General features: G+C 64.9%; 23 protein-coding genes and 1 tRNA gene. 8 read left to right on the top strand and 16 right to left on the bottom strand.

All coding sequences use genetic code 11. The features are described 5' to 3' along the window. Positions 1–27: 27 nt before the first annotated feature. Complete coding sequence (locus GTZ99_RS10740; RefSeq protein ID WP_161718733.1) at positions 28–1,251, top strand: NAD(P)/FAD-dependent oxidoreductase; 1,224 nt, start codon at positions 28–30, stop codon at positions 1,249–1,251. A 45-nt stretch (positions 1,252–1,296) separates the two neighbouring features. Here the strand turns inward: GTZ99_RS10740 and GTZ99_RS10735 are convergent, their stop codons facing one another. Beyond that, on the bottom strand, positions 1,297–2,457 hold the full coding sequence (locus GTZ99_RS10735) for an iron-containing alcohol dehydrogenase (protein WP_161718731.1): 1,161 nt from the start codon (positions 2,455–2,457) through the stop codon (positions 1,297–1,299). Positions 2,458–2,526: 69 nt separating this feature from the next. Beyond that, the gene (gene queG / locus GTZ99_RS10730; RefSeq protein WP_161718730.1) at positions 2,527–3,600 is read right to left on the bottom strand and encodes a tRNA epoxyqueuosine(34) reductase QueG; all 1,074 of its coding nucleotides are present in this window, start codon (positions 3,598–3,600) and stop codon (positions 2,527–2,529) included. A 73-nt stretch (positions 3,601–3,673) separates the two neighbouring features. Here queG and GTZ99_RS10725 point away from each other — a divergent pair, with 73 nt between their 5' ends. Then, positions 3,674–4,642 carry an ABC transporter ATP-binding protein gene (locus GTZ99_RS10725; RefSeq protein WP_161718728.1) on the top strand — a complete coding sequence of 323 codons (969 nt, stop codon included), beginning with the start codon at positions 3,674–3,676 and terminating at the stop codon, positions 4,640–4,642. Then, complete coding sequence (locus tag GTZ99_RS10720) at positions 4,639–5,907, top strand: ABC transporter permease (RefSeq protein WP_161718726.1); 1,269 nt, start codon at positions 4,639–4,641, stop codon at positions 5,905–5,907. The genes GTZ99_RS10725 and GTZ99_RS10720 overlap by 4 nt, the downstream gene beginning before the upstream one ends. Before the next feature lies 1 nt (position 5,908). On the opposite strand, the gene GTZ99_RS10715 is transcribed toward GTZ99_RS10720, so the two are convergent. From GTZ99_RS10715 to GTZ99_RS10690, 6 genes are all read right to left on the bottom strand, one after another. After that, positions 5,909–7,780 (bottom strand): hypothetical protein, encoded by a 1,872-nt coding sequence (locus GTZ99_RS10715; RefSeq protein ID WP_227711265.1) that lies wholly within the window; start codon positions 7,778–7,780, stop codon positions 5,909–5,911. Positions 7,781–7,785: 5 nt separating this feature from the next. Continuing rightward, positions 7,786–8,190 (bottom strand): GtrA family protein, encoded by a 405-nt coding sequence (locus GTZ99_RS10710; protein WP_161718722.1) that lies wholly within the window; start codon positions 8,188–8,190, stop codon positions 7,786–7,788. A 20-nt stretch (positions 8,191–8,210) separates the two neighbouring features. Beyond that, on the bottom strand, positions 8,211–9,842 hold the full coding sequence (locus GTZ99_RS10705) for an NAD(P)/FAD-dependent oxidoreductase (protein WP_227711264.1): 1,632 nt from the start codon (positions 9,840–9,842) through the stop codon (positions 8,211–8,213). Between the two features lie 243 nt (positions 9,843–10,085). Beyond that, positions 10,086–10,170: transfer RNA gene (locus GTZ99_RS10700), tRNA-Leu, on the bottom strand. A gap of 346 nt (positions 10,171–10,516) precedes the next feature. Then, on the bottom strand, positions 10,517–10,795 hold the full coding sequence (locus GTZ99_RS10695; RefSeq protein ID WP_161718720.1) for an integration host factor subunit beta: 279 nt from the start codon (positions 10,793–10,795) through the stop codon (positions 10,517–10,519). A gap of 143 nt (positions 10,796–10,938) precedes the next feature. After that, positions 10,939–11,295 carry a GntR family transcriptional regulator gene (locus GTZ99_RS10690; protein WP_161718718.1) on the bottom strand — a complete coding sequence of 119 codons (357 nt, stop codon included), beginning with the start codon at positions 11,293–11,295 and terminating at the stop codon, positions 10,939–10,941. 142 nt (positions 11,296–11,437) lie between these two features. Between GTZ99_RS10690 and GTZ99_RS10685 the strand changes: the two genes are divergently transcribed. Further along, the gene (locus tag GTZ99_RS10685) at positions 11,438–13,216 is read left to right on the top strand and encodes a peptide MFS transporter (RefSeq protein ID WP_227711263.1); all 1,779 of its coding nucleotides are present in this window, start codon (positions 11,438–11,440) and stop codon (positions 13,214–13,216) included. Between the two features lie 3 nt (positions 13,217–13,219). Continuing rightward, the gene (locus GTZ99_RS10680; RefSeq protein ID WP_161718714.1) at positions 13,220–13,894 is read left to right on the top strand and encodes an NnrU family protein; all 675 of its coding nucleotides are present in this window, start codon (positions 13,220–13,222) and stop codon (positions 13,892–13,894) included. Position 13,895: 1 nt separating this feature from the next. Here the strand turns inward: GTZ99_RS10680 and GTZ99_RS10675 are convergent, their stop codons facing one another. From GTZ99_RS10675 to GTZ99_RS10640, 8 genes are all read right to left on the bottom strand, one after another. Further along, a complete protein-coding gene (locus GTZ99_RS10675; protein WP_161718712.1) occupies positions 13,896–14,579 on the bottom strand; it encodes a Fe2+-dependent dioxygenase in 684 nt (227 codons plus the stop codon). Positions 14,580–14,589: 10 nt separating this feature from the next. Further along, on the bottom strand, positions 14,590–15,675 hold the full coding sequence (locus tag GTZ99_RS10670) for an alpha-hydroxy acid oxidase (RefSeq protein WP_161718710.1): 1,086 nt from the start codon (positions 15,673–15,675) through the stop codon (positions 14,590–14,592). Positions 15,676–15,720: 45 nt separating this feature from the next. Then, complete coding sequence (locus GTZ99_RS10665; RefSeq protein ID WP_161718708.1) at positions 15,721–18,054, bottom strand: TonB-dependent receptor; 2,334 nt, start codon at positions 18,052–18,054, stop codon at positions 15,721–15,723. Positions 18,055–18,098: 44 nt separating this feature from the next. Next, positions 18,099–18,857: an energy transducer TonB gene (locus GTZ99_RS17020; RefSeq protein WP_161718706.1), complete on the bottom strand. Its 759-nt coding sequence runs from the start codon at positions 18,855–18,857 to the stop codon at positions 18,099–18,101. Then, the gene (gene exbD / locus GTZ99_RS10655; RefSeq protein WP_161718704.1) at positions 18,854–19,288 is read right to left on the bottom strand and encodes a TonB system transport protein ExbD; all 435 of its coding nucleotides are present in this window, start codon (positions 19,286–19,288) and stop codon (positions 18,854–18,856) included. The genes GTZ99_RS17020 and exbD overlap by 4 nt, the downstream gene beginning before the upstream one ends. Before the next feature lie 6 nt (positions 19,289–19,294). After that, positions 19,295–20,077 carry a tonB-system energizer ExbB gene (exbB, locus tag GTZ99_RS10650; RefSeq protein ID WP_201742489.1) on the bottom strand — a complete coding sequence of 261 codons (783 nt, stop codon included), beginning with the start codon at positions 20,075–20,077 and terminating at the stop codon, positions 19,295–19,297. Between the two features lie 173 nt (positions 20,078–20,250). Beyond that, positions 20,251–22,068, bottom strand: coding sequence for an AMP-dependent synthetase/ligase (locus tag GTZ99_RS10645; RefSeq protein ID WP_161718700.1), 1,818 nt, complete (start codon positions 22,066–22,068; stop codon positions 20,251–20,253). Between the two features lie 111 nt (positions 22,069–22,179). Next, entirely contained in the window at positions 22,180–23,214 is a 1,035-nt protein-coding gene (locus GTZ99_RS10640; protein WP_161718698.1) for a quinone-dependent dihydroorotate dehydrogenase, read from the bottom strand. A gap of 490 nt (positions 23,215–23,704) precedes the next feature. On the opposite strand from GTZ99_RS10640, the gene GTZ99_RS10635 reads away from it, so the two are divergent. From GTZ99_RS10635 to GTZ99_RS10625, 3 genes are read left to right on the top strand one after another with little or no spacing between them, the layout of a single operon-like run. Continuing rightward, entirely contained in the window at positions 23,705–24,205 is a 501-nt protein-coding gene (locus GTZ99_RS10635; RefSeq protein ID WP_161718696.1) for an RrF2 family transcriptional regulator, read from the top strand. Continuing rightward, positions 24,202–25,683: a Fe-S cluster assembly protein SufB gene (gene sufB / locus GTZ99_RS10630; RefSeq protein ID WP_161718694.1), complete on the top strand. Its 1,482-nt coding sequence runs from the start codon at positions 24,202–24,204 to the stop codon at positions 25,681–25,683. The genes GTZ99_RS10635 and sufB overlap by 4 nt, the downstream gene beginning before the upstream one ends. Continuing rightward, positions 25,680–26,138: a hypothetical protein gene (locus tag GTZ99_RS10625; RefSeq protein WP_161718692.1), complete on the top strand. Its 459-nt coding sequence runs from the start codon at positions 25,680–25,682 to the stop codon at positions 26,136–26,138. The genes sufB and GTZ99_RS10625 overlap by 4 nt, the downstream gene beginning before the upstream one ends. Positions 26,139–26,140 lie beyond the last annotated feature (2 nt).

Genomic DNA, 26,140 nt, shown 5'->3' with positions numbered 1-26,140 from the left:
CACCGTTTTTGGCGATTTCCCCCGCCCATGGACAAAACAGACATCATCATCGTGGGCGGGGGGCATGCGGGCGCACAATGTGCGATCGCGTTGCGTCAGAATGGTTTCACCGGCAGCATCGCCATCATCGGCCGCGAAAGCGAACCGCCGTATGAACGGCCTCCGCTGTCCAAGGAATATTTCGCCCGCGAAAAGACATTCGACCGCCTGTACATCCGCCCGCCCCAGTTCTGGGACGAAAAGGAGGTGCAGATGCTGTTGGGCCGCGAGGTGACATCGGTCGACCCTGTGGCCCATGTCGTGACCCTGTCGGACGGGACCAGCCGGGAATATGGCCATCTGGTATGGGCCACCGGGGGCGATCCGCGCCGCCTGTCCTGTGTGGGGGCGGACCTGTCGGGCATCCACGCGGTGCGCACCCGCGCCGATTGCGACCAATTGATGGGTGAGGTTGACGGCGGCGTAAAGAACATCGCCGTCATCGGCGGCGGCTATATCGGGCTGGAGGCGGCCGCCGTGCTGACCAAGCTGGGCTGCCATGTCACCCTGCTGGAGGCCGCGCCGCGCGTGCTGGCCCGTGTGGCCGGGCCGGAACTCTCGGCCTTCTATGAGGGCGAACACCGCGCCCATGGCGTGGACCTGCGCACCGGCGTGACGGTCGATTCGCTGGTCGGGGATGGCCGCGTCACGGGCGTCAAACTGGGCGATGGCAGCATTGTTCCGGCAGACGCGGTGATCGTGGGCATCGGCATCGTGCCCGCTGTTGGCCCGCTGATCGCGGCAGGCGCGGCAGGCGCCAATGGCATCGATATCGACGAATATTGCCGCACCAGCCTGCCCGATGTCTTTGCCATCGGAGACTGCGCGTCTTTCGCCTGCGACTATGCCGGGGGCACGGTGATGCGGGTGGAATCGGTGCAGAATGCCAATGATCAGGCCACCTGCGTCGCCAAGGCGCTATGCGGCACATCGGCCCCTTACAAGGCCTTCCCGTGGTTCTGGTCGAACCAGTATGACCTGAAACTGCAAACCGCCGGCATCTCGCTGGGGTACGATCAGACCGTGCTGCGCGGCGACATGGCCTCGCGCTCGTTCAGCATCGTCTACCTGCAAGGCGGCCGGGTGATCGCGCTGGACTGTGTCAACATGGTCAAGGACTATGTCCAGGGGCGCAAGCTGGTCGAGGCGGGCGCCACCCCCGACATCGCCGCTTTGGCCGATGCCAGCGTGCCGTTGAAGGAACTGATGTAACGCCTGCGCGGGCGGGGGCTGTTGCGGCCCCCGCCCGCCAGAGCATCACGCGCCAAACGCCTGTTCGTACAGCATGGCGATCTCGTCCAGACTGGGCACGCGCGGGTTGTTCCCCGGTGAGCCCGAGGCCAGCGCCTGCGCCGCCATCACCGGGATCAGATCGCGGTATTGCCCGGCATCAATGCCATAGGCGGCGGGGCTGGGCACATCCAGATCATCGTTCAGCGCGGTCAGTTCCTCGATCAGCCGGGCAACGGCCAATTGGTCGCCCTCGCCCTCAGACACCAAACCCATCGCCCGCGCGCAATCGCCATAGCGCGCCATGGCCGCCGGCGCCGACCACGCCGTCACCGCAGGCAACAGCATCGCGTTCGACAACCCATGCGCCACATGGAAAAACGCCCCAATCGGGCGGCTCATCCCGTGCACCAGCGCGACCGAGGCATTGGAGAACGCGATCCCCGCGTGATGCGCACCCACCATCAAGGCTTCGCGCGCCGCGCGGTCCTGCCCATCGGCACAGGCGCGGCGGATGTTGGGCGCGATCAGCCGCATCGCCGACAGCGCCATCGCGTCAGAGAACGGATTGGCCCGCGCGCTGACATAGGCCTCGATCGCATGGGTCAGCGAATCGATGGCGGTGTCGGCGGTCAACCGGCGCGGCTTGCCCATGGTCAGTTCATAGTCGACGATGGCAATCTGCGGCAGGAAAGCCAGCCCCGCGCACAGCATCTTTTCCTGTGATGCCTCATCGGTGATGATGGTGAAACGGGTGGCCTCTGACCCGGTGCCCGCCGTGGTGGGGATGGCGATGATCGGCAGGCCGGGGACGTCATTGGCCGCCGGCACCTTCATCGCCGAGACCGGCATGTCATGCACCGCCAGCACCGCAATCGCCTTGGCCGTGTCGATCGGGCTGCCGCCGCCAAGGCCGATGACGCAATCGCATTGCCCGGCACCCAAAGCGGTCAGTGCCGCCTGCACCACCGCCACCGTCGGGTCGGGCACGGTGTCGGCATAGACCACACTGGCCATGCCCGCCGATGACAGCACGTCAACCACGCGTTGTGCCATCCCAGAGGCCACCATATAGCTATCAGTGACAACAAAAGCGCGCGACAATCCGGCCTGTGCCATCGCGGCGGGCAATTGCGCCAAGGAGCCGCCTCCGACATGGATCGTGCGCGGCAGGTGCAAGGTGGTCATGGCGGGGCGGTCCTCTCGATCTATGGTTTTGTGGGGTTGTGCGCGGGTTTTACCCCCCGCGCCACTGGCTCAAACCGCAGGCGCGGGCAGGCGGGGGAGCGCCCATTGCGCCGCATCAGCCACCGCCGGATCGGGGTCTGTGGTCAGCGCCGCCACCAGGGCATACAGCGTGCCATCGCCCGAATTTCCGGCCGCATACAAACAGTTGCGGACAAACCTGTCCCGCCCGATCCGCTTGATCGGAGAGCCCGAGAACAGCCGCCGGAACCCGGCATCATCCAGCGCCAGCAATTCGGCCAGACGCGGCGCGGTCAATTCCGCACGCGGCAGAAAAGCGCGGTTTTTCGCCGCCAGATCGGCAAATTTGTTCCACGGGCACACGCTCAGGCAATCGTCGCAGCCATAGATGCGGTTGCCCAATGCGGCGCGGAACTCGTGGGGGATTGGCCCCTTGTGCTCGATCGTCAGATAGGACACGCAGCGCCGCGCATCCAGTTGATATGGCGCGGGAAAAGCATTGGTCGGGCAGGCATCCTGACAGGCCCGGCACGAGCCGCAACGGTCCCGCCCCGGCGCGTCCGGTTCCAACGGCAGGGTGGTGTAAATGGCCCCCAGAAACAACCAGCTACCGTGTTGGCGGCTGACCATGTTGGTATGCTTGCCCTGCCAGCCAAGGCCAGCCGCGGCGCCCAGCGGCTTTTCCATCACCGGGGCGGTGTCGACAAATACCTTCAACGCCACCTCGCCCAGACCGGATTTGGCGCCCTGCTCCACCATCCAGCGGGCCAGCGCTTTCAGCGCCTTTTTCACCACATCGTGATAATCGGCCCCTTGCGCATAGATGGAAATCCGCCCGCGATCAGCCACTTGCGCCAGCGCCAACGGATCGTCTGCCGGGGCGTAACTCATCCCCAGGGCGATCACGCTGCCCGCCTCTGGCCACAAGCCCTGCGGCGAACGGCGGTGGTGCAACCGATCCGCCATCCAGCCCATGTCGCCATGGAACCCCCGTTCCAGCCAGCCTTCCAGCCGGGCGGCGCGCAAGCTGTCCTCGTCCGCCCCGCTCACCCCCACCGCGGCAAAGCCCAAGGCATGGGCCTGCGCGACAAGTTGCGCTTTGAATGTGTTCAGATTTGTGGTCATTGAGCGGTTCAGACGGGTTTCCGGTGGGGCGACATCGCGCGATGCCTGACGCCCCGGTTTAGGAGTAAGAGCGATGGCTCGCAACGACAGCCGCGATTGGGCGATCGAGGCGCAGGGGCTGGTCAAGCGGTTTGACGGCGTGACGGCGGTGGACGGGGTGGACCTGCGCGTGCCACAGGGCGCGATCTATGGCATCCTTGGCCCCAATGGCGCGGGCAAGACCACGACCTTGCGCATGCTGTTGGGCATCATCGATCCCGATGCGGGCATGCGCCGCGTGCTGGGCAGTGAGCGGCCCCATGACATGGCCCATGCCATCGGCTATCTGCCTGAAGAACGCGGACTTTATCCCTCAATGAAGGCGTTTGAGGCGATCGGATTTCTGGGCGCGCTGCGCGGGCTGCCACAGGCCGAAGGCCGCCGCCGGGGCCGCATCCTGATGGAAAAACACGGGCTGGGCCATCTGGCCGACCGGCAAATCCGCCAAATGTCCAAGGGGCAGGCGCAACAGGTGCAATTGCTGGGCACGCTGGTCCATGCGCCACAACTGGTGGTGTTTGACGAGCCCTTTTCCGGGCTGGACGCGATCAATCAGGGCCGGTTGGAAACCATGATCCGCGAGCTTGCGGCGGGCGGCACCACGGTGATCTTTTCCACCCATGTCATCGCCCACGCCGAACGCATGTGTGACGAGGTGGCGATCATCGCCGGGGGCCGGGTGCCTTTTGCCGGGCCGGTGGATGTGGCGCGCGACCGTATCGCCCCACAGGTGCGGCTGGAAACGGCCCGCGTAGAGGGCGCGTGGCGCGCCGCCATTCCCGCCGAGGCGCGCTGTGATCTGCGCTCGGACGGCGGGGCGTTCTGGTATTTCTCGTTACCCGACAGCGGGATCGAACCCTTGCTGCGCGCCCTGATCGAGGGCGAGGCGGGCATCCTGTCGCTGTCGATCGAACGGGGCGGATTGCATGACGCCTTTGTCGCCATCGCGGGCGAGGCGGTCGCGCAGGCCATGAACACCACCCAGCCGGAGGACGCCCAATGAGCGCGCCCAACCCCACGCAACGCACCGGCCGCCTCTCGACGCTGGCGGCCGCCTTTGTCATCGCGCGGCGCGATTTTGTCGCCATCCTGTGGAGCCGCAGCTTTATCTTTTTCCTGCTGGGGCCGCTGTTTCCGCTGATTGTCGGCGGGCTGGCGGGCGGCGTGGGCAGCGAAATCCGCCACTCGGCCGAACGGCCGCAATTGGGCATGGTGTTGGCGGGCGATGACATCGATGCGCTGCTGACCGCGCAAAAGGCGCTGGCCCCGCATCTGGACAGCCTGCCCGAACTGGTGGTGGTGCGCCGGTTGAAGCCGGGCGAAAGTGCCGATCCGGCCGCCGCCCTGCATGACACGGGGACCAATGGCGGCAATCTGGCCGCGATCCTGTCGGGCAGCGCGGCGCATCCGGTGCTGACCGGGCCAAAGGGGCGGATCATCGATTGGCAAGGCAGCGTCTCGATCCTGTCCGCGCGGGCCACAGGACATGGGCCCGACGCCTTCCCACAGGTCGCGCTGGCCCCCACCGCCACCAGCACCGCCGATCAGGCCACCGGGCGGCTGGTCACGGCCCAAGGCGCGCAAACGCTGCTGTTCCTGTTGATCATGCTGTTGGCGGGCATGGTCCTGTCCAATCTGGTCGAGGAAAAGGGCAACAAGATCATCGAGGTACTGGCCGCCGCCATCCCCATGGACGCGGTGTTTCTGGGTAAGCTGTTCGCGATGCTGGCGGTGTCTTTGGTCGGGATTTCGGTCTGGGCGGCAACGATTGGCGGGGTGCATCTGATCGGCGGTGGTCAGACGCTGCAATCCCTGCCCACGCCTGCGGTAGGCTGGCCGCTGTTTGTGGCGCTGGGCATCGTCTATTTCTCGATGGGCTATCTCTTGCTGGGCAGCGTGTTCCTCACGGTCGGCTCGATGGCCTCCACCGTGCGCGAGGTGCAGACGCTCTCGATGCCGGTGACGATGATGCAGCTGCTGGTGTTCTTCTTTGCCACCTATGCCATGGCGCATCAGGGGACGCCGACCGAATATGCGGCGATCGCCTTTCCCTTTTCCTCGCCGTTCACGATGCTGGCGCGGGCGGCCATCCATGGCGAAATCTGGCCCCATCTGGCCGCGCTGGGCTGGCAGGTGCTGTGTGTCGCGGTGTTTGTGCGGGGCGGCGCGCATATCTTCCGCCGCCGGGTGATGCAGTCCGGGCCACAGGGCGCGCGCGGGCAAAAGCGGCGGCTGTGGTCGATCCTGCGCGGCAGGCAGGCGGGCTGAATCAGCCCACCACCCGCCACAGGCGCAGCCCGCTGTTGTCGGTCAGGGGTACGGGTTGCAGCCAGCCCGGCACCTGCCCCCTTATCAATTGCGCGGCAAAGCCCTTGGGCGCGACCTTGCGATAGACGGTGGGTTCACCAACCCGCGGGCACATCGCGACATAGGTCATGCCATTGGCTTTGGCGATAGCGCGGGCCTGATCGGCGCTGCCGGTAAAGGCGGCGATCACCGCGTTCATGCCCCGCGCGCCGCGATGGTGGCCGGTGGCCAGCACGCTGTGATGCGAGGCATAGATCAGGTCGGGACTGATATCGAGCGGTGCCAGAATCGCGGCCGTCGGCAAGGCGTTCAGCGCCGCCCCCGCCGCTGGAATGCGGCAGGACGAGACGTGGAAATTGACCGTCACGCCATTGCCTTGCGCCAAGTCGCCACTGGCTCCAGGCGCCACCGCCGATGCCATCGCAGATGCCGGATCCGGTCCATCGCGGCCATTGGGCGCAAAATTGCCCAGGCCCAACCCGATATTGATGCTCTCATCCACCTCTGGATCGACATAGGGCAGTGCGATGGCATAAAGCGTCAGCGGCAAGGACGGCATCAGCGCCAACACGATCGCGGGCGCATAGGCCCAGCGCCGCTGGCCCAGCCGGTCCAGCCAGCCGCCGATCAGCCAGCACAGCGGCACAGCGGCCAAAGCCCCCGCCACCGCGCCCGCCCGCGTCACCATGATGGCAATCGCCAAGGCTCCGCCCAGCAACAATGTGTATTCCTGCCACCACACGCGCTCTTCGCCCGACTGGACAGCGATCAGCCGCACACTGGCCCACAGGCCCAGCCCGCCCGGCACCAGCAATTGCAGCGCGGTAGGCCAATCCTGCCGCCAAATGGGCAGGCCTTCGGCGACATTTTCGTACCACAGTTGACGCACCATCGGGGACAGTTCGTTGAACGACCCGCCCACACATTGCGGCGCCGCGCCCAGATAGATGCCCAGCGCCCCGGCGCCCGCCAGCGCAAAGCCGCCCAGCACCCAGCCGCTGCGGATGACGTTCAGGCGGGTCATCACCCCGGTCACCATCGCCCCCCACGCCATCGCCGCCAAATGCACCGGGGCAATCGTATCGCAATGGGTGATCAAATCCCCCGGCCCGCGCAGCAGCGCCAGCCCCAGCACCGATGTCACCGTCAGACCGGCGGCCAGATGCGCCAGATAGAACCGTTCCTCACCCCCGCGCAGCCAGCGCCACGCGCCAATCGCGGCGAACACGGCGGTCAGAGGCAATTGCTCCAGGCTGATCGCCAGCCCCGCGCCCAGCGCCACGCCCGACAGCCAGCCGCCAAGGCGCGCATGGCGTGTCATCAGCCCGTGGACCGCCAGCAATGCGGCGACAACCTGCCAGCCATGGTGGTCAATGCGCATCGGGCGGATCTGCGTCGAGACCGGCACCGATATGGCCAGCAACAGACATCCGATCAGCACCCGCTGCACGCCGATCCTTTCGGCGATCACCCGCCCTGTCAGCAACAGCGCGGCGGCCAGCGTCAGCACCGGCACGATCAACAGCGCACCCAGCTCCGCCCCCGCCTGTCCGGCAAAGGGGCGCAATATCACGATGATCGCGGCAATCGGCAGATCAACCAGCCGCGTCCAATGCATCGCCACGCCGCCATGGGCCGGATCGATGCGGTGTTGGTGCAGGTCATACCAGCCTTGGCCACCCAGCCAGTCGCGCACTTGCACCAGCCGCAGCGTGTCATCAGGATCGGGAAAATACAGGTTGGTGATCGCCACCAGACTGGTGGCCCACTGCATCGCCACGATCAGCAGCAGCGCCAGTCCCACCGCGCGCAACATTGGCATGAGGGCGCGCATCGCCTTCAGCTCAGCGCGGGGGCGCGGAACACCACATGGTGGCGCAGTGCCCAAGTCGCGACAAAGCTGGTGCCAATCGCGGCGAGTTTTGCCATGCGCGGATCAAACCCGGCCATCGCGGCCAGCCCGACCATGCCGGTGGTGATCCCCAGCCCAACCAGCGCCGAGGCCACGAACAACAGCTTTTGCCGGTGGCGCTGTGCGCCCTGCATGGCCACCTGATCGGCATAGACCGCGCGCGATGTCACCAGCCAATGCACGATGATCCCCACGCCATAGCCCAGCGCCGAAGCTCCAGCCGCCGCCAGCCCCAGCCGCAACAGCCCCAGAAAGCAGCCCATGTCCGCCCCCAGCGCCACCACACTGGCGCCCAGATAGCGCAGGCCCGGATGATCGATCAGCGCGCGCATCGCGTGGCTCCCCGACAGGCTCAGGCCGCGGCCCGGTCAGCGGTTTGGGCGGTTTCGGTTTCAGCCGGCAGTCGCGTCGGCACATCGCGCAGCGAATTGAGCGCGGCGGCCTGATCGGGCGTGACGGCGCGCTGTGCGGCGGCTTCGCGCGCGGCCAGCACCTTCTCGTCGCCCTCGTCACCGGCTTCGTGATATTCGGCGTCCTCGTTGACGCACCACGTGTCGTACAGACGCTCGCCCGCCTTGATGTTTTCCACCGTCAGCATGGCGGTCATCATCGCGTGATCCTGATTGTTGTAGCGGTGCATGCCGTTGCGCCCCACCAGATGCAGCGTGGGGAAGCGCGCCTCCAGATCCACCCGCATCGCCGCGACATTGGCGGCATAGGTCTCGTCATAGACCGGATAGGCCTTTTCCTGACGCACCACCGCGCCGCCGATCACCTCGTGGGGCTGAATCAGGCCCAGCGTAACCATCTCGCGCGTGGCCAGATGGATCAGGTCATCGTCGGGCTGCGACCACAAGCCATCGCCTTCGAAACAGAAATATTCCAGCCCAACGCAGGCCACATCGGCATCCGGCACCATTTCGGGCGACCAGCTGCGGAAGTTCTGGATGCGGCCCACCTGCACCTTGGAATCGTGGATATAGATCCAGTTGTCGGGGAACAGGTCGCCCTTGCGGATCTTCAGCGCCACGGTCAGGAAGTCGCGATATTTCAGCTCCGTCGCCTGCGGCAGGCTGTCGGGCAGCGGATGGATCCGGCTGGCCAGTTCACGCATCGGCGCGCTGGAGATGACATGGCGGGCGGTGATCACCGTCTCGCCCTGGGCATGGGTGGCAGTCATGCGCCAATTGCCCTGCGCGTCCTGCGCCAATTGCTTCAAAGCATGGCCCATCAGCACGTCACCCTTGCCGGTGGCGATGATCTTGTCGCGGGCGGCTTCCCACATCATGCCGGGGCCAAGGCGCGGATAGCGGAAGCTTTCCAGCAGCGTCTTGGTCGCCATGCCGTCATTGGGCCGCTTGTTCAGCCCCAGCGAGCGCTTGAGTCCATCGACCACCGCGCCCCACAGCGACAGGCCCTTGATCCGCTGCGCGGCCCAATCGGCGCTCATCTCGTTGCAGGGCATGCCCCATACCTTCTCGGTATAGGTCTTGAAAAAGATCGAATAGAGCTTCTTGCCGAACTGGTTGGAGGTCCAGTCCTCAAAGCTGCGCACGTCCTTGATCGGGAACAGCCGCGACCAGACATAGCTGACCATGCAGGTGGTCGAGCGCCAGATCCCCAGATTGCGCAGCGCCTCGAAGGCGCGCAGCGGATAGGAGTAGAACTTCGATTCGTAGTAGATCCGGCTCATGCGCGGGCGCTGGATGAAGTCATCGGGCAGGATCTCGTTCCACAGGTCCACCACCTGCTGCGACTTGCTGAAAAAGCGGTGGCCGCCGATGTCGAAGCGATAGCCCTCGTGCTCGACCGTGCGGCTGATGCCGCCGACATAGCGCTCATCCTTCTCGATGATCGCCACCCGCAGGCCCGCCTTGGTCAGCAAATAACCCGAAGTCAGGCCTGCCGGGCCGGCCCCGATGATTGCCACATCCACCATGCCGTCGCCCTGCGTACCCACAACCATTTCGCCCCGCTGTCCCATGGTCAGTCCCTACGTGATTGGCCCCGATGGCCGTCCTATTGGGAGGTGAAGGAAAATGGATAAGCAATGGTTAACGCCATAGGTGTTTTCCCCGACCCGCCGGAGGTGCCCCGATGTTGCGCAACCCGCGCAAAGCCGCAGACGCAGGGCGTTTGCGCGGGCCAATCATGCACGCGCGCACGTTTCGGCCACGTGGCGCGGACCTTAAGCGGAATCGCGTATTCGGCAGGGAGAAAAGGCCCATGGTGCGGATGGCGGGACTCGAACCCGCACGAGCAAAGCTCAAGGGATTTTAAGTCCCCGGCGTCTACCATTCCGCCACATCCGCATGGGCCGCGCCGCGATGACAGATCATGCCCGATGCGGCAAGGGGGCAGATCACCTCGCCACGCGCGCATGGGCGGCAGCGACCACATGGCGCAGGGCAAAACGCAAAGCCCCGCCGCACGCAGGGCGCACAGCGGGGAATCATGGCCGCAACCGCAACGCAAAGGCGCGGCGACAGGAAAATGGGACAAGGGATCGGCGAGCGATGCGCCGCCGGCCGGCGGGCGACCAACGGGTGGAAGACCGCCAAGACGTAATCGACGGCCCACGGGTGAACGGCGTTTCGCACCAGCAGCAGCGCGACCGGCGGTCAGCCGGCCCACGCCATTGCCCTGGGCCTGTGCCGGTCAGACGTTCAGGCGGGCGCGGATTTCCTTGCCGGGCTTGAAAAAGGGCACGCGTTTGCCCGGAACATCGACCGATTCGCCCGTGCGGGGATTGCGCCCCTTGCGCGCGTCACGCTCACGCGTTGAAAATGCACCGAATCCGCGCAATTCAACACGGCCACCATCGGTCAGACGCTGGGCGATCTCGTCAAAGAACACATCGACGATCGCTTCCACGTCATCAGCGCGCAATTCAGGGTTGGCCTTGGCCAAAGCTTGCAACAATTCGGATCGAATCATACTGACACCCCCAATGGGACACGGCATGTCGCACCGATCCCGGCATCCATTATCCCACTATCCCGAAAATATTCTATCGGTGATTCCGCCAAGTTGGCAGAATTCAAGGCTTTGCGCAATGGTGGCCAGAAATGCCGGGCCGATTATTGCACCGCCACGCCCGCCGCGCCCAGCAGTTCCTCGGTCGTGATGCCCAAGCGGCAAATCCGTTCCGAGATTTCAGGCCATTCCTCGGCCAGAAAACGGCGTTTTTCCGCCATTTTCAACTTGGCAGCGGCACCGGGCAGGACCATCATCCCCACACCGCGCTGCACCTCGACCAAACCATCGGTCTGGAATTGCTGGTAAGCCTTGGCCACGGTCAGCGGATTCGCCCCCTGTTCGGCCGCCAGCGAGCGTACCGATGGCAACAGCGCCCCTTCGGCATAGGTGCCATCAATGATCGACGCGCTGATCAGATCACGCAGGCGCAGGTAAACGGGGCGGGACGGGGTCGACATGCTGCCTTAGTGCCATAATACAGCGCTGCACGCAAGGCGGCGGCCGCTGCGACAAACGCCAGCCCCGCCTGCTGACAGCAATGTTCACAAAGCCCCAAATGCCCTCTGCCATTCGCGCAAAATGCCGTTATGGTGCGCGCCCATGACTGAAACCGACGCGACACCCGCCACCGGCCAAAAGGGCTGGTTTGGCCATCCCCCCGCCCTTGCCCGCCTGTTCACCATCGAGATGTGGGAACGCTTTGGCTATTACGGCATGCGCGCCCTGTTGATGCTGTATCTGACCAAGCATTTCGTGCTGGGCGATCATGCCTCGGCCGGATTGTATGGCGGATATACGGCGCTGGTTTATCTGACGCCGCTGGTGGGCGGGTTGATCGCCGACCAATATCTGGGAGCAAAGCGGTCGGTGCGCTTTGGCGCCTTGCTGATGGCGGCGGGCTATATCGCGCTGGCCTTTGGCGGCGCGCCGTCCAAGGCTTGGGCCGAATATGACGGGGTACGCCACGAGATCATCGTCGAAAACTTCCGCGATGGCCCGACCAGCGCCGCCAACGAGGCGCGCTATGTGCTGGATAATGGGCAAAAGCTGACGATCAAGGGGCAGGCCGATGGCAGCATCGACCTGATCTCTGCCGATGGCGCGGTGGCGCGCAGCCTGCCTCAGGGCGCGCTGAAGGAAGGCAGCGACAAGGACCCGCTGCATCTGGCGATCCTGCTGACCGCGCTGGCGACGATCGCGGTGGGCAACGGCTTTTTCAAACCGAACATCTCGACTATGGTGGGCGCGCTGTATGCGCCGGGCGATTCGCGGCGCGATGCAGGTTTCACCATCTTTTACATGGGCATCAATCTGGGCTCGATCCTGGGGCAGTTCCTGTGCGCGCTGCTGGCCGATCACATCGGCTGGTGGGGCGGGTTTGGCATTGCAGGCATCGGGATGCTGGTCTCGTTTGCGTTGGTGACCTTCCATGGCGGGCGGCTGAACGGGCTGGGCGATACGCCTTTGGGCCAGACGCGCGACCGTGGCGTGGTGATCTATGTGCTGGCGCTGCTGGCGATTCCGGCGCTCTATTGGCTGTTCTCCAACCTGATGAGCGCCCCGCGCCCCACGCCCGGCGCAGGCATCATCGGCATGATCATGGCCCTGCCTGTGCTGACCAAGGTGCTGAACCTGACCTTCCTGATCGCCATTCCGGGCATTTTGGTCTGGGCGTGGCGCGCCGGATCGCGGCAGGAATTCGAAATGATGCTGGCCGCGATGGTGTTGGTGGTGTTCAACGTGCTGTTCTGGACTCTGTTTGAACAGGCGGGTTCCTCGCTCTCGCTGTTTGCCGACCGCAATACGGATCGCAGCGTGTTCGGCCTGTTCGAGATGTCGGCCCCGCAGACGCAGAATTTCAACCCGATCTCGGTGGTGATTCTGGCCCCGATCCTCAGCGCGCTGTGGGGCGCATTGGCGGCGCGCGGGCGTGAGCCTTCGATCCCGGTGAAATTCGGCATTGCGCTGATTGGCGTGGGCGCGGGTTTCCTGATTCTGGTGCTGGGCGCGCAATTTGCCGATGACCAGTTCCGCGTTGGCCTGTTCTGGCTGGCGGCGCTGTATGTGGTGCATTCGGCGGCCGAACTGTGCATCTCGCCGGTGGGGCTTTCGATGATCACCAAACTGTCGATCGCGCGGATCACCGGGCTGATGATGGGCGTGTGGTTCCTCTCGATTTCGCTGGCGCAATCGCTGGCCGGGCTGCTGGCGCAATCGGCCAGCGTCGAAACCGTGGGCGGCGAGGTGACCAATCCCAAGCTGAGCCTGGAGACCTATCTGGCGATCTATGAAAAGTTCGGGCTGATCACGATTGGCGTGGGCGTGCTGTTGCTGATCGGCGCGCGCTGGTTGCGCCGCTGGATGCATGGGGTGAACTGACCCATGCTGTGGCTGATCATCGCGGCGCTGGCCTTTGTGGGCGGGCATTTCGTGCTGTCGCACCCTTTGCGTGCCTGCGCGGTGGGGCTGTTAGGGGAAAAGGGCTTTGCCGGGCTCTATTCGCTGGTGGCCTTTGCCGCGATGGGGGCGATGGTGGTGGCGTTCCGCGCGGTGGGTCCGGGCGGGGCGATGCTGTGGGATGGCACCGGACCGGCGGTCTGGGCGCTGGCCAGCGGGCTGACGCTGGTGGGGATCACGCTGGTGCTGGGGTCGCTGCGCGGCAATCCGGCGCTGCCCAATACGCCGGTCGAAACGGTGGCGCAGGCCCGCGCCGCCGGAGTCTATGCCGTGACGCGCCACCCGATGATGTGGGGCATCGCGTTATGGGCGGCCGCGCATGTGCTGGTGGCGCCCACGCCGCGGGTGATCGTGCTGATGGGCGCGATGGCGGTGCTGGCGCTGGTGGGCGCGGCGTTGCAGGACCGCAAAAAGGCCGCGCTGATGGGGCAGGCGTGGGCGGCGTGGGCGGCCCGCACCACCTATGGCCTGAAACTCGCCCGGCTGACGCAGGTCTCGCCCATGCTGTGGGGGATTGCGCTGCTGGTGTGGCTGGCGGCGACCTATGGCCATATCCATGCCAACCACATTCTGGCGGGCGTCTGGCGCTGGGTGCTGTGAATCAGACCTGCGCCCAGCGCCGCAACAGGTTGTGATAGACAAAGGTCAGCCGGTCGATATCCGCATCGTCGCGCGCCCGGCCCACCGATAACGCCTGAATCGACTGGTCCAGATCATACAGGATCGAGCGCTGGCCCTCGTCGGGCACGAGACTTTGCAGCCAAAAGAACGAGGCGATCCGCCGCCCGCGCGTCACCGGCGTCACCTGATGCAGGCTGGTCGAGGGATAGAGCACCATGTCGCCCGCAGGCAATTTCACCGCCTGCGCGCCAAACGGGCCCTCGATGGTCAATTCGCCGCCGTCATAGTCGTCAGGATCGTTCAGGAACAGCGTGGCCGACAGATCGGTGCGCAACGTCACATCCGCCCCCGGCACCCGCATCACCGCCGCATCGACATGCACGCCATAATGGCCGCCGTCCTGATACAGGTTGAACTTGGGCGGATAGATCTTCTCGGCCAGCGCGGCCGAGATGAATTGCGGATGCCCGCCAATGCGGCGCAGGATGCGGTTGCCCAGATCGATGGCGATGGGCGCGTCCTCGGGCATTTGCAGGTTCTGTTTCACCGCGATCGAGCGGCTCCCCGCCGTGCGCGCGCCATCCTCCCACGCGGCCGACAGCAGCGCTTCGCGCATTTCGGCCACTTCGTCGGGGGTAAAGAGGTTTTCGATCACGATCAGCATGGTCGCCCTTTCACACAGGCATCAGCGCGGCGGGCGTGATGCTGGCGATGGTCGGGCATCCGGCCAGCACCATGGTCAGCTCCAGCTCCTCGCGCAGCAATTTCAACATATGGGCCACGCCCAGCGATCCCCCCACCGCCAGCGCATGCAGCTGCGGGCGGCCAATCATTACCGCATTGGCGCCCAGCGCCAGCGCGCAAAACACATCGGCCCCGGTGCGGATGGCACCGTCCAGCAGGATCGGCACGTCCGGCCCCAGCGCGGCACGCATCGCGGGCAACAGGCGCAAGGGCGCGGCCACCGCCGCCAGTGCCCGCCCGCCATGGGTGGACAGCGCCACCGCGTCCCAGCCCAGGTCGATCAGCCGCCTTGCATCATCGGGATGGGCCACGCCCTTGGCGATCAGCGGCAGGTCGGTCACTTCGCGCAGCCAGCGGGCGTCATCCCATGTCGGCGCGGCGGCGGTCAGGGGGTTGAGCACCGGATTGTACCAATGCCCCGCCACCGGCGCTGGCGCGGTGATGCCGTCCAGATGCACCGCCCGCACGCCCTGCGGCATGGCAAAGCCCGCGCGCATCGCCGACAGGCCCGCCGGCTGTACCGGCGTGTCAAGCGTCACCATCAGCGCGCCGCAGCCGGCCGCCTCTGCCCGGCGGATCAGGGCCAGCGTGTCCCCGCGCGAAGGTTGGGTGTATAATTGAAACCACACAGGCCCTTCGGCCACGTGGGCGATATCCTCGACCGGGCGGGAGGCCATGGTGGACACCGTCAGCACCGTATCCAGCGCGCCTGCCGCCGTGGCCAGTTCGCCCTGTGGATGGACCAGCGCGTGATAGCCCACCGGGGCCAGAATCACCGGATGCGCCAGATCATGGCCCAACAGCCGCAGCCGCGTTGATCCGCCCGCCGCATCAGCCAGCACGCGCGGCACGATTGCGTGGGCGGCCAGTGCCTCGGCCTCGCGCTTGCGGGCGCTCAGGTCACCGCTGCCACCCTCCAACCATGCCCAAACCCCCGCCTCTACCCGGCTTTTTGCCCCTTGCGCATAATCGTCAAGGCATAGCATGTGGCCGGGCAGGACGGGGGATTGGGTCATGTCAGTCTTTCCTTGGGCCGGGATCGCCCGGCCCGCCCATCAGGCTCAGAACTTGCCCGACAGGGTAAAGGTCACGCGGCGCTTGTCACCGATATAGACAAAGGTGCCGCTGCGATAGGCCGCCAGATAATAGTCGGTGTTGCCGACATTCTGGACGTTCACCCGCGCCTCGAAATGGCTGTTGACCTTGTACGTGGCGAAGGCGTCAAAGGTGGTATAGGCGGGCAACTGATAGCTGTAGGTGCCAAGCGTGGTCGAATAGACCGCCGCCGTGTCGGGCTGACCTGCCGCCATGCTGGAACGGTGGTTGACGTTGCCGCCAATGCCCAGCTTGTCGGTCAGCTGGTACTTCAGCTGCGCGTTGATCTGCACATTGGCAAAGTTCGACAGCTTCTTGCCCACCTCGGCCGCCGTGGTCGAGGCCAGCACGCGGCTGCGCAGGAAACTCATGCCGATCTGGGTCGACAGGCGGGGGGTGATGTTGCCCACCGCGCCCAGTTCGATGCCTTCAACCTTGTACCGCCCGGTGTTCAGCGTGCCCGAGGTCGAATAGCTGTCACCCGTCGCGGTCTGGAACACGCCATCCTTGTACAGCTTGAACGCGGCCGCCGTCAGCATCAGCGTATGCTTGAAGATTTCCCACTTGGTGCCGATTTCAAAATTGGTCGTCTTGACCGGGCTGCCGTAATAATTGGTGCCCGACACGGTGCAGAACCCGCCATAGCCACAGCTGGTGCCCACATCCGATTCACCGCCATTGATGTTGGTCGCGGTGCCAAAGCTGAAATAGAACTGGCCGTCATGCACCGGCTTGACCGACAGGCCTCCGTGGAAGTTCCACAGATTGCCCGAATAGCTGTAGGGCGTCTGGGTCGTGCCGCTTTGCGTCACCAGCTTGTAATCGTAATTGTCCAGACGCGCGCCGCCAAACAGCGTCAGCCACTTGGTCAGGTCCACCGTGTCCATCAGATAGACCGAGCGCGTGTCCACCTGCCAGTCGACGTTCCATGCGCCCTGCACATAGGACTTGCCCTGCACGGTATCGATGTTGGCAACGCCATTGCCCACGCACCACGCGTTCAGCGTCGTGGAGGTGCCGGTGGCGCAGTTATACGCACCCGAACGGGTGAGCGTATAGGTGCCGTTCAGTACCTTGTTGTGCGAAAGTTCGCCGCCGATCAGAAAGCTGTGCTTCATCCCCAGCAGCTTGGCATCGGCAAACAGGTTCAGCTGATCAACCAGATATTCGATCCGCTGCCAGCCCTGATGGCCGGTGTCCAGCACCGTATCGACCGCCCCCGGCGCCGTGGGGTCAGAGGCCGAACGGGTGGCCAGACGCGCGCCAGTGTTGACGAAGCCGTTGTGCGCCGTGCCATAGCGCGCCGCGTTTTCCAGACGGAAGCCGTCGGCGATGTTCCACTTGATCTTGGCCGTCAGCGTGTTGACCGATGAGCGGACGAAATCGCCCTGCTGGGTATAGACCGGCACATTCTTGACCGGGGTGCCACCGGCCGCGCTGAAATAGGTGCCCAGATCGGGGTAGTCATTGGCGGTCAGGTGGTAATAATCGACCGTCATGCTGAAATTATGCGCCGGCTTCATCAGCGCCGAGAGCGAGGTGCCAAAACGCTTGCGGTTGGCCGGGCTGCGCTCGGGCACGTCCTCGCGGCTGTAGAGCACGTTGCCGCGCAGGGCAAAGCTGTCGGACAGCTTGATATTGGCATCGGTGGTCAGGCGGGCATATTCGTCCGTGCCGCCGGTGACATCGGCGTTGACGAAGTTGTATTCTGTGCTGGCCTGTTTGGTGATTGCGTTGACCGCGCCGCCCGACGACCCACGACCTGCAAAGGTCGAGGAGGGCCCCTTGGTCAGTTCCACCTGCTCGACGTTGAAGCTTTCGCGGATGGTCATGCCCGGATCGCGCAGGCCGTCGACAAACACGTCGCTCTTCAGTTCCTGCCCGCGCAGGACATAGCGGTCGCCAAACTTGTTGCCGTTTTCGCCCGTGCCCACGGTCACGCCCGGCTGCAACGCCAGGATCGAGCGCAGATCGGTGCGGCCCGATTCCTTGATCTGGGTTTCGGTGATGACGGTGATGGTCTGCGGCGTTTCAGCCAGGGGGCGGGTGCGGCGGCTGTCGCCCGACACGCGGGCCTTGTACGGCGCGCCTTCCTGCGCATAGGGGTTCACGTCAGCCGTGCGACCCTGAATCTTCAGCGTGTCCAGCTGCACTTCCTGCTCGTCAGCGGGGGCGGGCTGAGCGGCAGTCTGGGCAATGGCGGGGGTGGCGATGGCAGCGGCCGCGCTCAGGCCGGCGGCAAGAGCAGCGCTGCGCTGACGCAGGCTGGCGGGGCGGATGATGCCGCGATTGGTTCGCATTAGCAATTCCCTGTTAAAGCAAACACCTGTTTCCACAGGCATTCTTATTTGGAGGTGAGAGAATATTCGATCGGCAAAGACAGCGTGATGCTGTCGCGCCGCATGTCGCGGGGGATCGGCGGAACCGGCGAGACCCGGCGCAGCAGCGCCAAAGTCGCGCTATCCAGCACGGCAAAACCACTGCCGCGCTTGATCGTTTCGCCCGAAATATTGCCATTCTGGTCGATGGTGAAACGCACTGTGACCACGCCCTGCTGACGTGCCTGACGCGCTTCAGCGGGGTAGTCCTTGCGCCGAGCCAGATAGGCCATCAGTTGCTGGTAATAATTGGCCTGCGCCTTTTGCGCCCGCGGATCATCCCCGATCGAGGGCGAAGGCACACTGGCCTGCGCCACGGCGGGCGGCGCCGGAGGGGCGGGCACGGGCGCGGGGGCAGGCGCGGGTTGCGCCACCGGGGCGGGCTGGGGCGCGGGCTGCACCTGCGGCTGGGGCGCGACCTTGGGCGGGACGGTCACGGCATCGGCCGGCAAAGGCATGGCGATGCGCGGTGCCTCGACCGGGGTGGACTCGGGCTGATCGGGCGGCGTCTGCGGGGCAACGGCCTGCGCCTGTGCCACGGCCTGCGCCATGGCGGGCGGCAACGGCGGCAGCTCGACCAGGATGGCCGGCTCCTCGGGCTTGGGCGCGGCGTGATAGCCCAGCCACAACACCCCCGCCAAAGCCACCGCATGGCCCGCCGCCGCCATGCCCAGCGCGCCGCCCCAGCGGGTTGGCACCGGATCAGAGGCCAGCGCTGCGCTCACTGTGCCGCCCCGCCTTCAAGGCCCACCAGCGCGATCTGCAAATAGCCCGCAGCGCGCAAGGCATTCATCGCCTCGATGATCTTTTCATACGGCACCTTGCGGTCGGCGCGCAGGAACACGCGCTGACCATCGGGGCTGGACAATCCGGTCACCTGACGCACCTGCGCGCCAATCGCCGCCACTGGCACCACCTGCTCGTTCACCAGCGTCGAACCATCCTCGCGGATGGTCAGGTACACCGGCTTGTCCGGGCGGGGCGCGGGTTGGGCATTGGCCACCGGCAGGTCAACCTTGATGTCGACCGTCGCCAAAGGCGCGGCCACCATGAAGATGATCAGCAACACCAGCATGACGTCGATAAAGGGCGTGACGTTGATGTCGTGATTGACCGGCAGATCGCCGTCATCGCTGGCGTTGAAACGAAAGGCCATGGCGGATTACTCGGCCACCTGGACCAGACGGGCGGCATTGCCCGCCGCGCCACGCGACAAATCGCGCGAGACCAGATTCATCACATTGGCCGCCACATCGCCCAACAGCGCGCGGACATGCGCCACCTTGCGCGAAAAGTGGTTGTAGATCACCACCGCCGGGATCGCCGCGATCAGACCGACAGCCGTGGCCAGCAGCGCCTCGGCAATGCCGGGGGCGACAACGGCCAGATTGGTCGTCTGCTTTTCCGCGATGCCGACAAAGGCGTTCATGATGCCCCACACCGTGCCGAACAGCCCGACAAACGGGGCGGTCGCGCCGATCGTGGCCAGCAGGTTGACGCCCTTGGTCAGGTTGCGGGCGGTCTCTGCCTCGATGCGGGAAAAGCGGGTGGCGATGCGTTCCTTGACGCCATCGGTGTCGTGCAGCGCATCGCTGGACAGGCGCAGTTCGGTCAGCGCCGCATCCAGCAACGGCGAGGCCAGTTCTGCATGGCCGCGCACCGTCTCCAGCCCGCGCGCCTGTGCCAGCGTGTCGCGCAGCGCGGTATATTGCGCGGCGGCGCGGGCCAGTTCGCGGCGCTTGGCCCCGAACACTGTCCATGTGGCCACCGATGCCGCGCCCAGCCCGGCCATCACCACCTTGACCACCCAATCGGCGTTCAGGAACATTTCGGCGACCGACAATTTGGCCGGAACAACGGGGGCCGCGGCCTGCGCCAAAGCAGGGCTGGCCACACCCAGAGCAAGGACAGTGGCAGCGGTAAGCTTGGCAAACGAGACGCGCATGGGAGGCCCCTTGATTCGTGATCGATGAGGTCCTGCTAACGCTAATGAGAACTGTTCGCAATTGATTTGTGTCAAACATGCGTCTTTTTTGATGCAGAGGCCTGCGCCCCCGCATCGTAAACACACATCCATGAACGCAATCCGCCCCCGGCGTTCACCCGCCGTACAGCGCCCTATCCCCGGTACAGCGCGTCCAGACGCTCGCCATAGCGCTCTTTCAGCTTGTGGCGGCGGATCTTCAGGCTGGGGGTCATTTCGGCATTGTCGATGCTGAACGCCTCGTCGGCAAAGGCGAACTGGCGCACCTTCTCGATCACGGAAAGATCGACGTTCACCCGGTCCACTGCCGCGCGCACCGCCGCGCGAAACGCGGGCAGCGCGCAAAGATCGGCCCATTCGCCCGACACGCCCTGCGCCCGCGCCCAATCGCGCATCCATTCGGCGTCCGGCACGATCAGCCCCACGACATAGGGCCGCCGATCGCCCATCACCATCGCCTGCGCGATCTCGGGTTGCAGCGTCAGCATCCCCTCAACCTTCTGGGGCGAGATATTGTCGCCCTTGTCGTTGACGATCATGTCCTTCTTGCGGTCGGTAATCAGCAAGCGGCCCACAGCGTCCAGATGGCCGATGTCTCCGGTATACAGCCACACCCTGCCACCCGCATCGGGGATCAGCACCTTGGCCGTCTCGGCCTCGTTGCGCCAATAGCCGTGCATCACCAATTCGCCCGCGATCAGGATCTCGCCATCCTCGGCAATTTTCAGATCGACGTGACGCATCGGCGGGCCAACCGTTTCCATCCGCACGCCGGCGCTGGGCCGGTTGACGCAGGCGATCGGCGCGCATTCGGTCTGGCCATAGCCCTGCAACAGCGTCAGTCCCATCGCCTGAAAGAACAGCCCAACGTCCGGCGTCAGCGGCGCCCCACCCGACACCAGCGCCTTGACCCGACCGCCGAAACGGGCGCGGATCTTGGGTCGCAACAGTTTTTCCAGCAACAGGTCCAGCGGATAGTCCAGCAAGCGCAGGCCGCCCGCCATCCGCCGCCCCTCCAGCGCGATGGCCTGTTCCATCATCCAGACAGCCGCGCCGCCCTGTTTCTCGATCTGCTTGATGATCCGGCTGCGCAAAACCTCGAACAGGCGGGGGACGACGACCATGATCGTCGGGCGCGTGTCCTCGATATTGCCGGCCAGTTTGTCCAGACCTTCGGCGTAATAGATCTGCGCGCCCATGCCGATCGGCAGGAACTGGCCCGCCGTATGCTCATAGGCGTGGGACAGCGGCAGGAACGAGAGAAACACCTCCTCGCCCCAGCCGAAATCCTCGACCACGACATGCGCCGCGCCACCCACATTGTGCAACAGCGCGCCATGGTGTTGCATCACGCCGCGCGGCGCGCCGCCCGTGCCGCTGGTATAAATGATGCAGGCCGTATCGCCCCGCCCGATGCCCGCCCGGCGCGCATCCACCGCCGCACGAGCCGCCACCGGATCGCCGGTCAGCAGGTCATCCCAATCGTGATATTCCACCGCGCCCGCCTGCGCCATGCCCAGCGGTTCGATGCCGATGACATGCGCCGCCACGCCCGATCGGATCACCGCAGGCAGCAATGGCTTGGCCAATTTGGCATTGGAGACGATCACCCCGCGCGCGCCGGAATTCTCCAGCACATGGGTGTGATCGCGTTCGGTGTTGGTGGTATAGGCCGGCACCGTGACACAGCCCGCCGCCATGATCGCCATATCGGCAATCAGCCATTCGGGGCGGTTTTCCGATACCAGCAGGATCCGGTCGCCCGGCGCAAAGCCCAGCCGCACCAGCGATTGCGCCAACAGGCATACCCGCGCCGCCACCTGCGACCAACTTTGCGATTCCCACGCCCCGTCCTGCTTGGCCCACAAAAACGGCACATCGCCGCGTTCATCGGCGCGGGCCAGGAACAGGTCGATCAGGTTTGCACAAGTGTCGAAATCAGAAAGCTGCACGCCGTTGTCCCCTGCCCCCGGTCAGCCGTTGCGACGGTCATGTCTGCCGCCCGGCTCCCCCCAGAGCGCCAGTTTAGGCCCGCCCGGCCAGCGCGGCAAGCGCCGACATCTTTACGCGTCCACGCCCACCGCATCGGCCACTTGGGCAAAACCATCGCGCGCCAGCAATGCGTCCAGCCCATCGGCGATGGCGCGGGCGATGCCGGGGCCTTCGTACACCATGGCCGAATAGACCTGCACCAGATTGGCGCCGGCGCGGATGCGGGCATAGGCATCATCGGCATTGGCAATCCCGCCCACCCCGATCAGCGGGATGTCACCGCGCGTCTCGCGATAGAAATCACCGATGCGCCGCTGTGCCAGATCGCGCAAAGGCGCCCCCGACAGCCCGCCGGTTTCCCCGCCATGCGCACTGGCCAGCGGCGGGCGGCTGATGGTGGTGTTGCTGACGATGATGCCATCGATCCCGTGGCGGCGCACGGCGGCCACGATGCGGGCGGGGGCCTCGTCATCCAGATCGGGCGCGACCTTGAGGAAGATCGGTGGATCGCCCGCCGCACGCGCGGCGGCCACGGCGCTCAACAATGCCTCCAACTCGGCATCGCCCTGAAGGTCGCGCAGGCCCGGCGTATTGGGGGACGAGATGTTGATGGTGATATAGTCGGCCAGCCCCTTCATCGTGGCGATGCCGGTGACGTAATCCCCCACGCGGTCGGCGGTTTCCTTGTTCGCACCAACGTTGATGCCCACAACGCCACGCCGCGCCCGCGCCGCCAGCCGCATATGCGCCGCCTGCAAACCGCCATTGTTGAACCCCATGCGGTTGATCACCGCGCGGTCCTCTACCAGACGGAACAGGCGCGGTTTCGGGTTGCCCGCCTGTGGCAAGGGGGTGATCGTCCCCACCTCGGCAAAGCCAAAGCCAAGGCCGAGCAGCGCGTCAGGCACCTCGCCATCCTTGTCAAAGCCGGCGGCCATGCCCACCGGATTGGCAAAGGTGATCCCCGCCACGGTGGACACCAACCGCCCGGTTGCGGGCACGGCAGGCGCGGCCCCACCCCACAGCTTTAGCCCGGCGATCGCCAGCCCATGGGCGGTTTCGGCGTCGAATCGATACAGGAACGGCTTGATCAGGTCGTACAGCATGGCGATCCGCCTATGGCATCGGCCCGGCAATGTCGACCTTTGCCGCAGTGATTCGCCCAGGCCGGACGCGACGGTCAGGTCCCGCGGTTATGCAATCGTTCTGCATGGCAACATGGCTTTACGACACTTGTCCCACCCGTGCCCAAAGTTACGCATTTTCCCGCGAAAAGCGTCTTTTGCTGCGCCGCGGTGGCGAATCTCTACAATTTTTATGCCGCCTTGCTGCGTAAGAGATCCCTGCGACCCGAAGGGCTCTAGGCTGATGTCTAAGAGTTCTGGAAACTCAGGCGGTGCCCTCCCAATGGGGCACCGCCTTTTTTAACGCCCGCGCCGCCGGTCGGTTTTCGCCCCCCCAACAGGCGTGCTTTTGCCCTGTCAGGCGATTGCCATTCTTGCGCAATCAGCCTAGAGGGCCAAATCAGAAGAAATTGATCTGATTTGTCGCCAACCCCGTTTTTCCCACCGCTGATCCTTTTGGGAGCCGCCCGCCTTGCGATTGTCGAGTATGGCCGATTACGCCGTCGTCACGATGATCGCCGCCGCAAGCCATTGCGGGGGCACGCCCAACTATGCGCTGGAAGGGCGGCGGTTGACGTTGAACGCGGGACTGTTGGCGCGTGAGACCGGGCTGCCCACGCCCACCGTGCAAAAGCTGGTCAGCCGGCTGGTGGGCGCGGGGCTGTTGCACAGCGCGCGCGGCATTGGTGGTGGATTGCGGCTGGCGCGCCCGGCCGCCGCGATCAGCCTGGCTGACATTGTCGAGGCGGTGGAGGGGCCAATCGCGCTGACCACCTGTAGCGACAAATCGGGCGATGATTGCGCGCTGGGCGCGTGCTGTTCGATGCGGTCGCACTGGCCGATGGTGAATGAGGCGCTGCGCAAGGCGCTGGCCGAGGTCAGCCTGAGCGCGCTGGCCGCCAATGGTCGCCCGGCGACCCCTGCCCTGCCGTTAAGCGCGGGCGGTGACGAGATGATGGAAGCAATGCAATGAGCGACGATATCGAGATCAAGGATCAGGCCGCCCGTGACGCCGCCGCAAAGGTGGCGGAATACGAGCATGGCTGGGTGGCCGATATCGAGCAGGAATATGGCCCCAAGGGCCTGTCCGAGGATACCGTCCGGTTCATCAGCGCCAAGAAGGACGAGCCGGAATGGATGCTGGAATGGCGGCTGAAGGCCTATCGCCACTGGCTGACCATGCCCATGCCCGACTGGGCCAAGCTGAACGTGCCGCCGATCGACTATCAGGAAGCCTATTACTGGGCCGCGCCCAAGAAGAAGGACGGGCCCAAGAGCCTCGACGAGGTCGATCCCGAAATCCTGCGCGTGTACGAGAAGCTGGGCATCCCGCTGTCGGAACAGGCAGTGCTGGCCGGTGTCGAGGGCGCGCGCAAGGTGGCCGTGGACGCGGTATTCGACTCGGTTTCGGTCGCCACCACCTTCCGCAAGGAGCTGGAGGCGGCAGGCGTCATCTTCCGCTCGATCTCCGAGGCGATCCGCGAATACCCCGATCTGGTCAAGCGCTGGCTGGGCCGGGTGGTGCCAATGCACGACAACTATTTCGCGGCGTTGAATTGCGCGGTGTTTTCGGACGGAACGTTCGTTTACGTGCCCGAAGGCGTGCGCTGCCCGATGGAGCTGAGCACCTATTTCCGCATCAATGCCGAGAACACCGGCCAGTTCGAACGCACGCTGATCGTCTGTGACAAGGGCGCCTATGTCTCGTACCTGGAGGGCTGCACCGCCCCGCAGCGCGACGAGAACCAATTGCACGCCGCCGTGGTCGAACTGGTCGCGCTGGACGATGCCGAGATCAAATATTCCACCGTCCAGAACTGGTATCCCGGCGACGCGCAGGGCAAAGGCGGCATCTACAACTTTGTGACCAAGCGGGCGCTGTGTCAGGGCAAGCGGTCGAAGGTGTCGTGGACGCAGGTGGAAACCGGCTCTGCCATCACGTGGAAGTACCCCTCTTGCGTGCTCAATGGCGAGGACTCGGTGGGTGAGTTCTACTCGGTCGCGGTGACCAACAATTATCAGCAGGCCGATACCGGCACCAAGATGATCCACAATGGCAAGGGATCGCGCAGCACCATCATCAGCAAGGGTATCAGCGCGGGCCACAGCCAGAACACCTATCGCGGCCTTGTCCGCGTGGGGGCGAATGCCGATGGCGTGCGCAACTTTACCCAGTGCGACAGCCTGCTGCTGGGCAAGACCTGCGGCGCGCATACCGTCCCCTATATCGAGGTGCGCAACCCCACCGCCACCATCGAGCATGAGGCCACCACCAGCAAGATCAGCGACGACCAGCTGTTCTACGCCATGCAGCGCGGGCTGGATCAGGAAGCGGCGGTGGCGCTGATCGTCAACGGTTTCGCCAAGGAGGTCTTGCAGCAACTGCCGATGGAATTCGCGGTGGAAGCGCAGAAGCTGCTGGGGATTAGCTTGGAAGGGAGCGTGGGGTGAGCATCGATTTTTATGCCATTTTAGCTCACGACACTTGGCCAACCACCATAGCTGTCGAGAAATGTCTCGCAAATCAGCATTTTCCTGTTTTGATTAAGCGATTCCCGGTCTTTGCGCCCGCAAAGGTCGTCACCAATGGCGCCTTAGTAACGGTTGATGGCAAGGACGCCTATCTTGAGGGCGAATTGTATCCAGCGTCGCTGGCACCTGCGGATGTGGCCGATATCAATGAGCGTATCGGCAATGCTGGCGGCACTTTTCGCATTGCCCCCAATGATATCGTGATCTCGATGCGAACGCGAACGCCTGCTGAAGCGCGTGCCGCCACCTATACAATCGCAAGCCTGATCATTTGTTTTGATGCCTACGGATTTGAGCCGCAGGGCAACACCCATGGTCGTGGCCATTTTGCCAAATCTCTCGTTGCCGGCGCAGAAACGCTCAAGGGCCTTTAAAT

This window comes from Novosphingobium ovatum (genome assembly GCF_009909235.1).
In the GTDB taxonomy this organism is placed as follows: domain Bacteria; phylum Pseudomonadota; class Alphaproteobacteria; order Sphingomonadales; family Sphingomonadaceae; genus Novosphingobium; species Novosphingobium ovatum.
The sequence above is the reverse complement of the archived record's forward strand: the minus strand, read 5'-3'. Positions and strand labels throughout refer to the sequence as shown.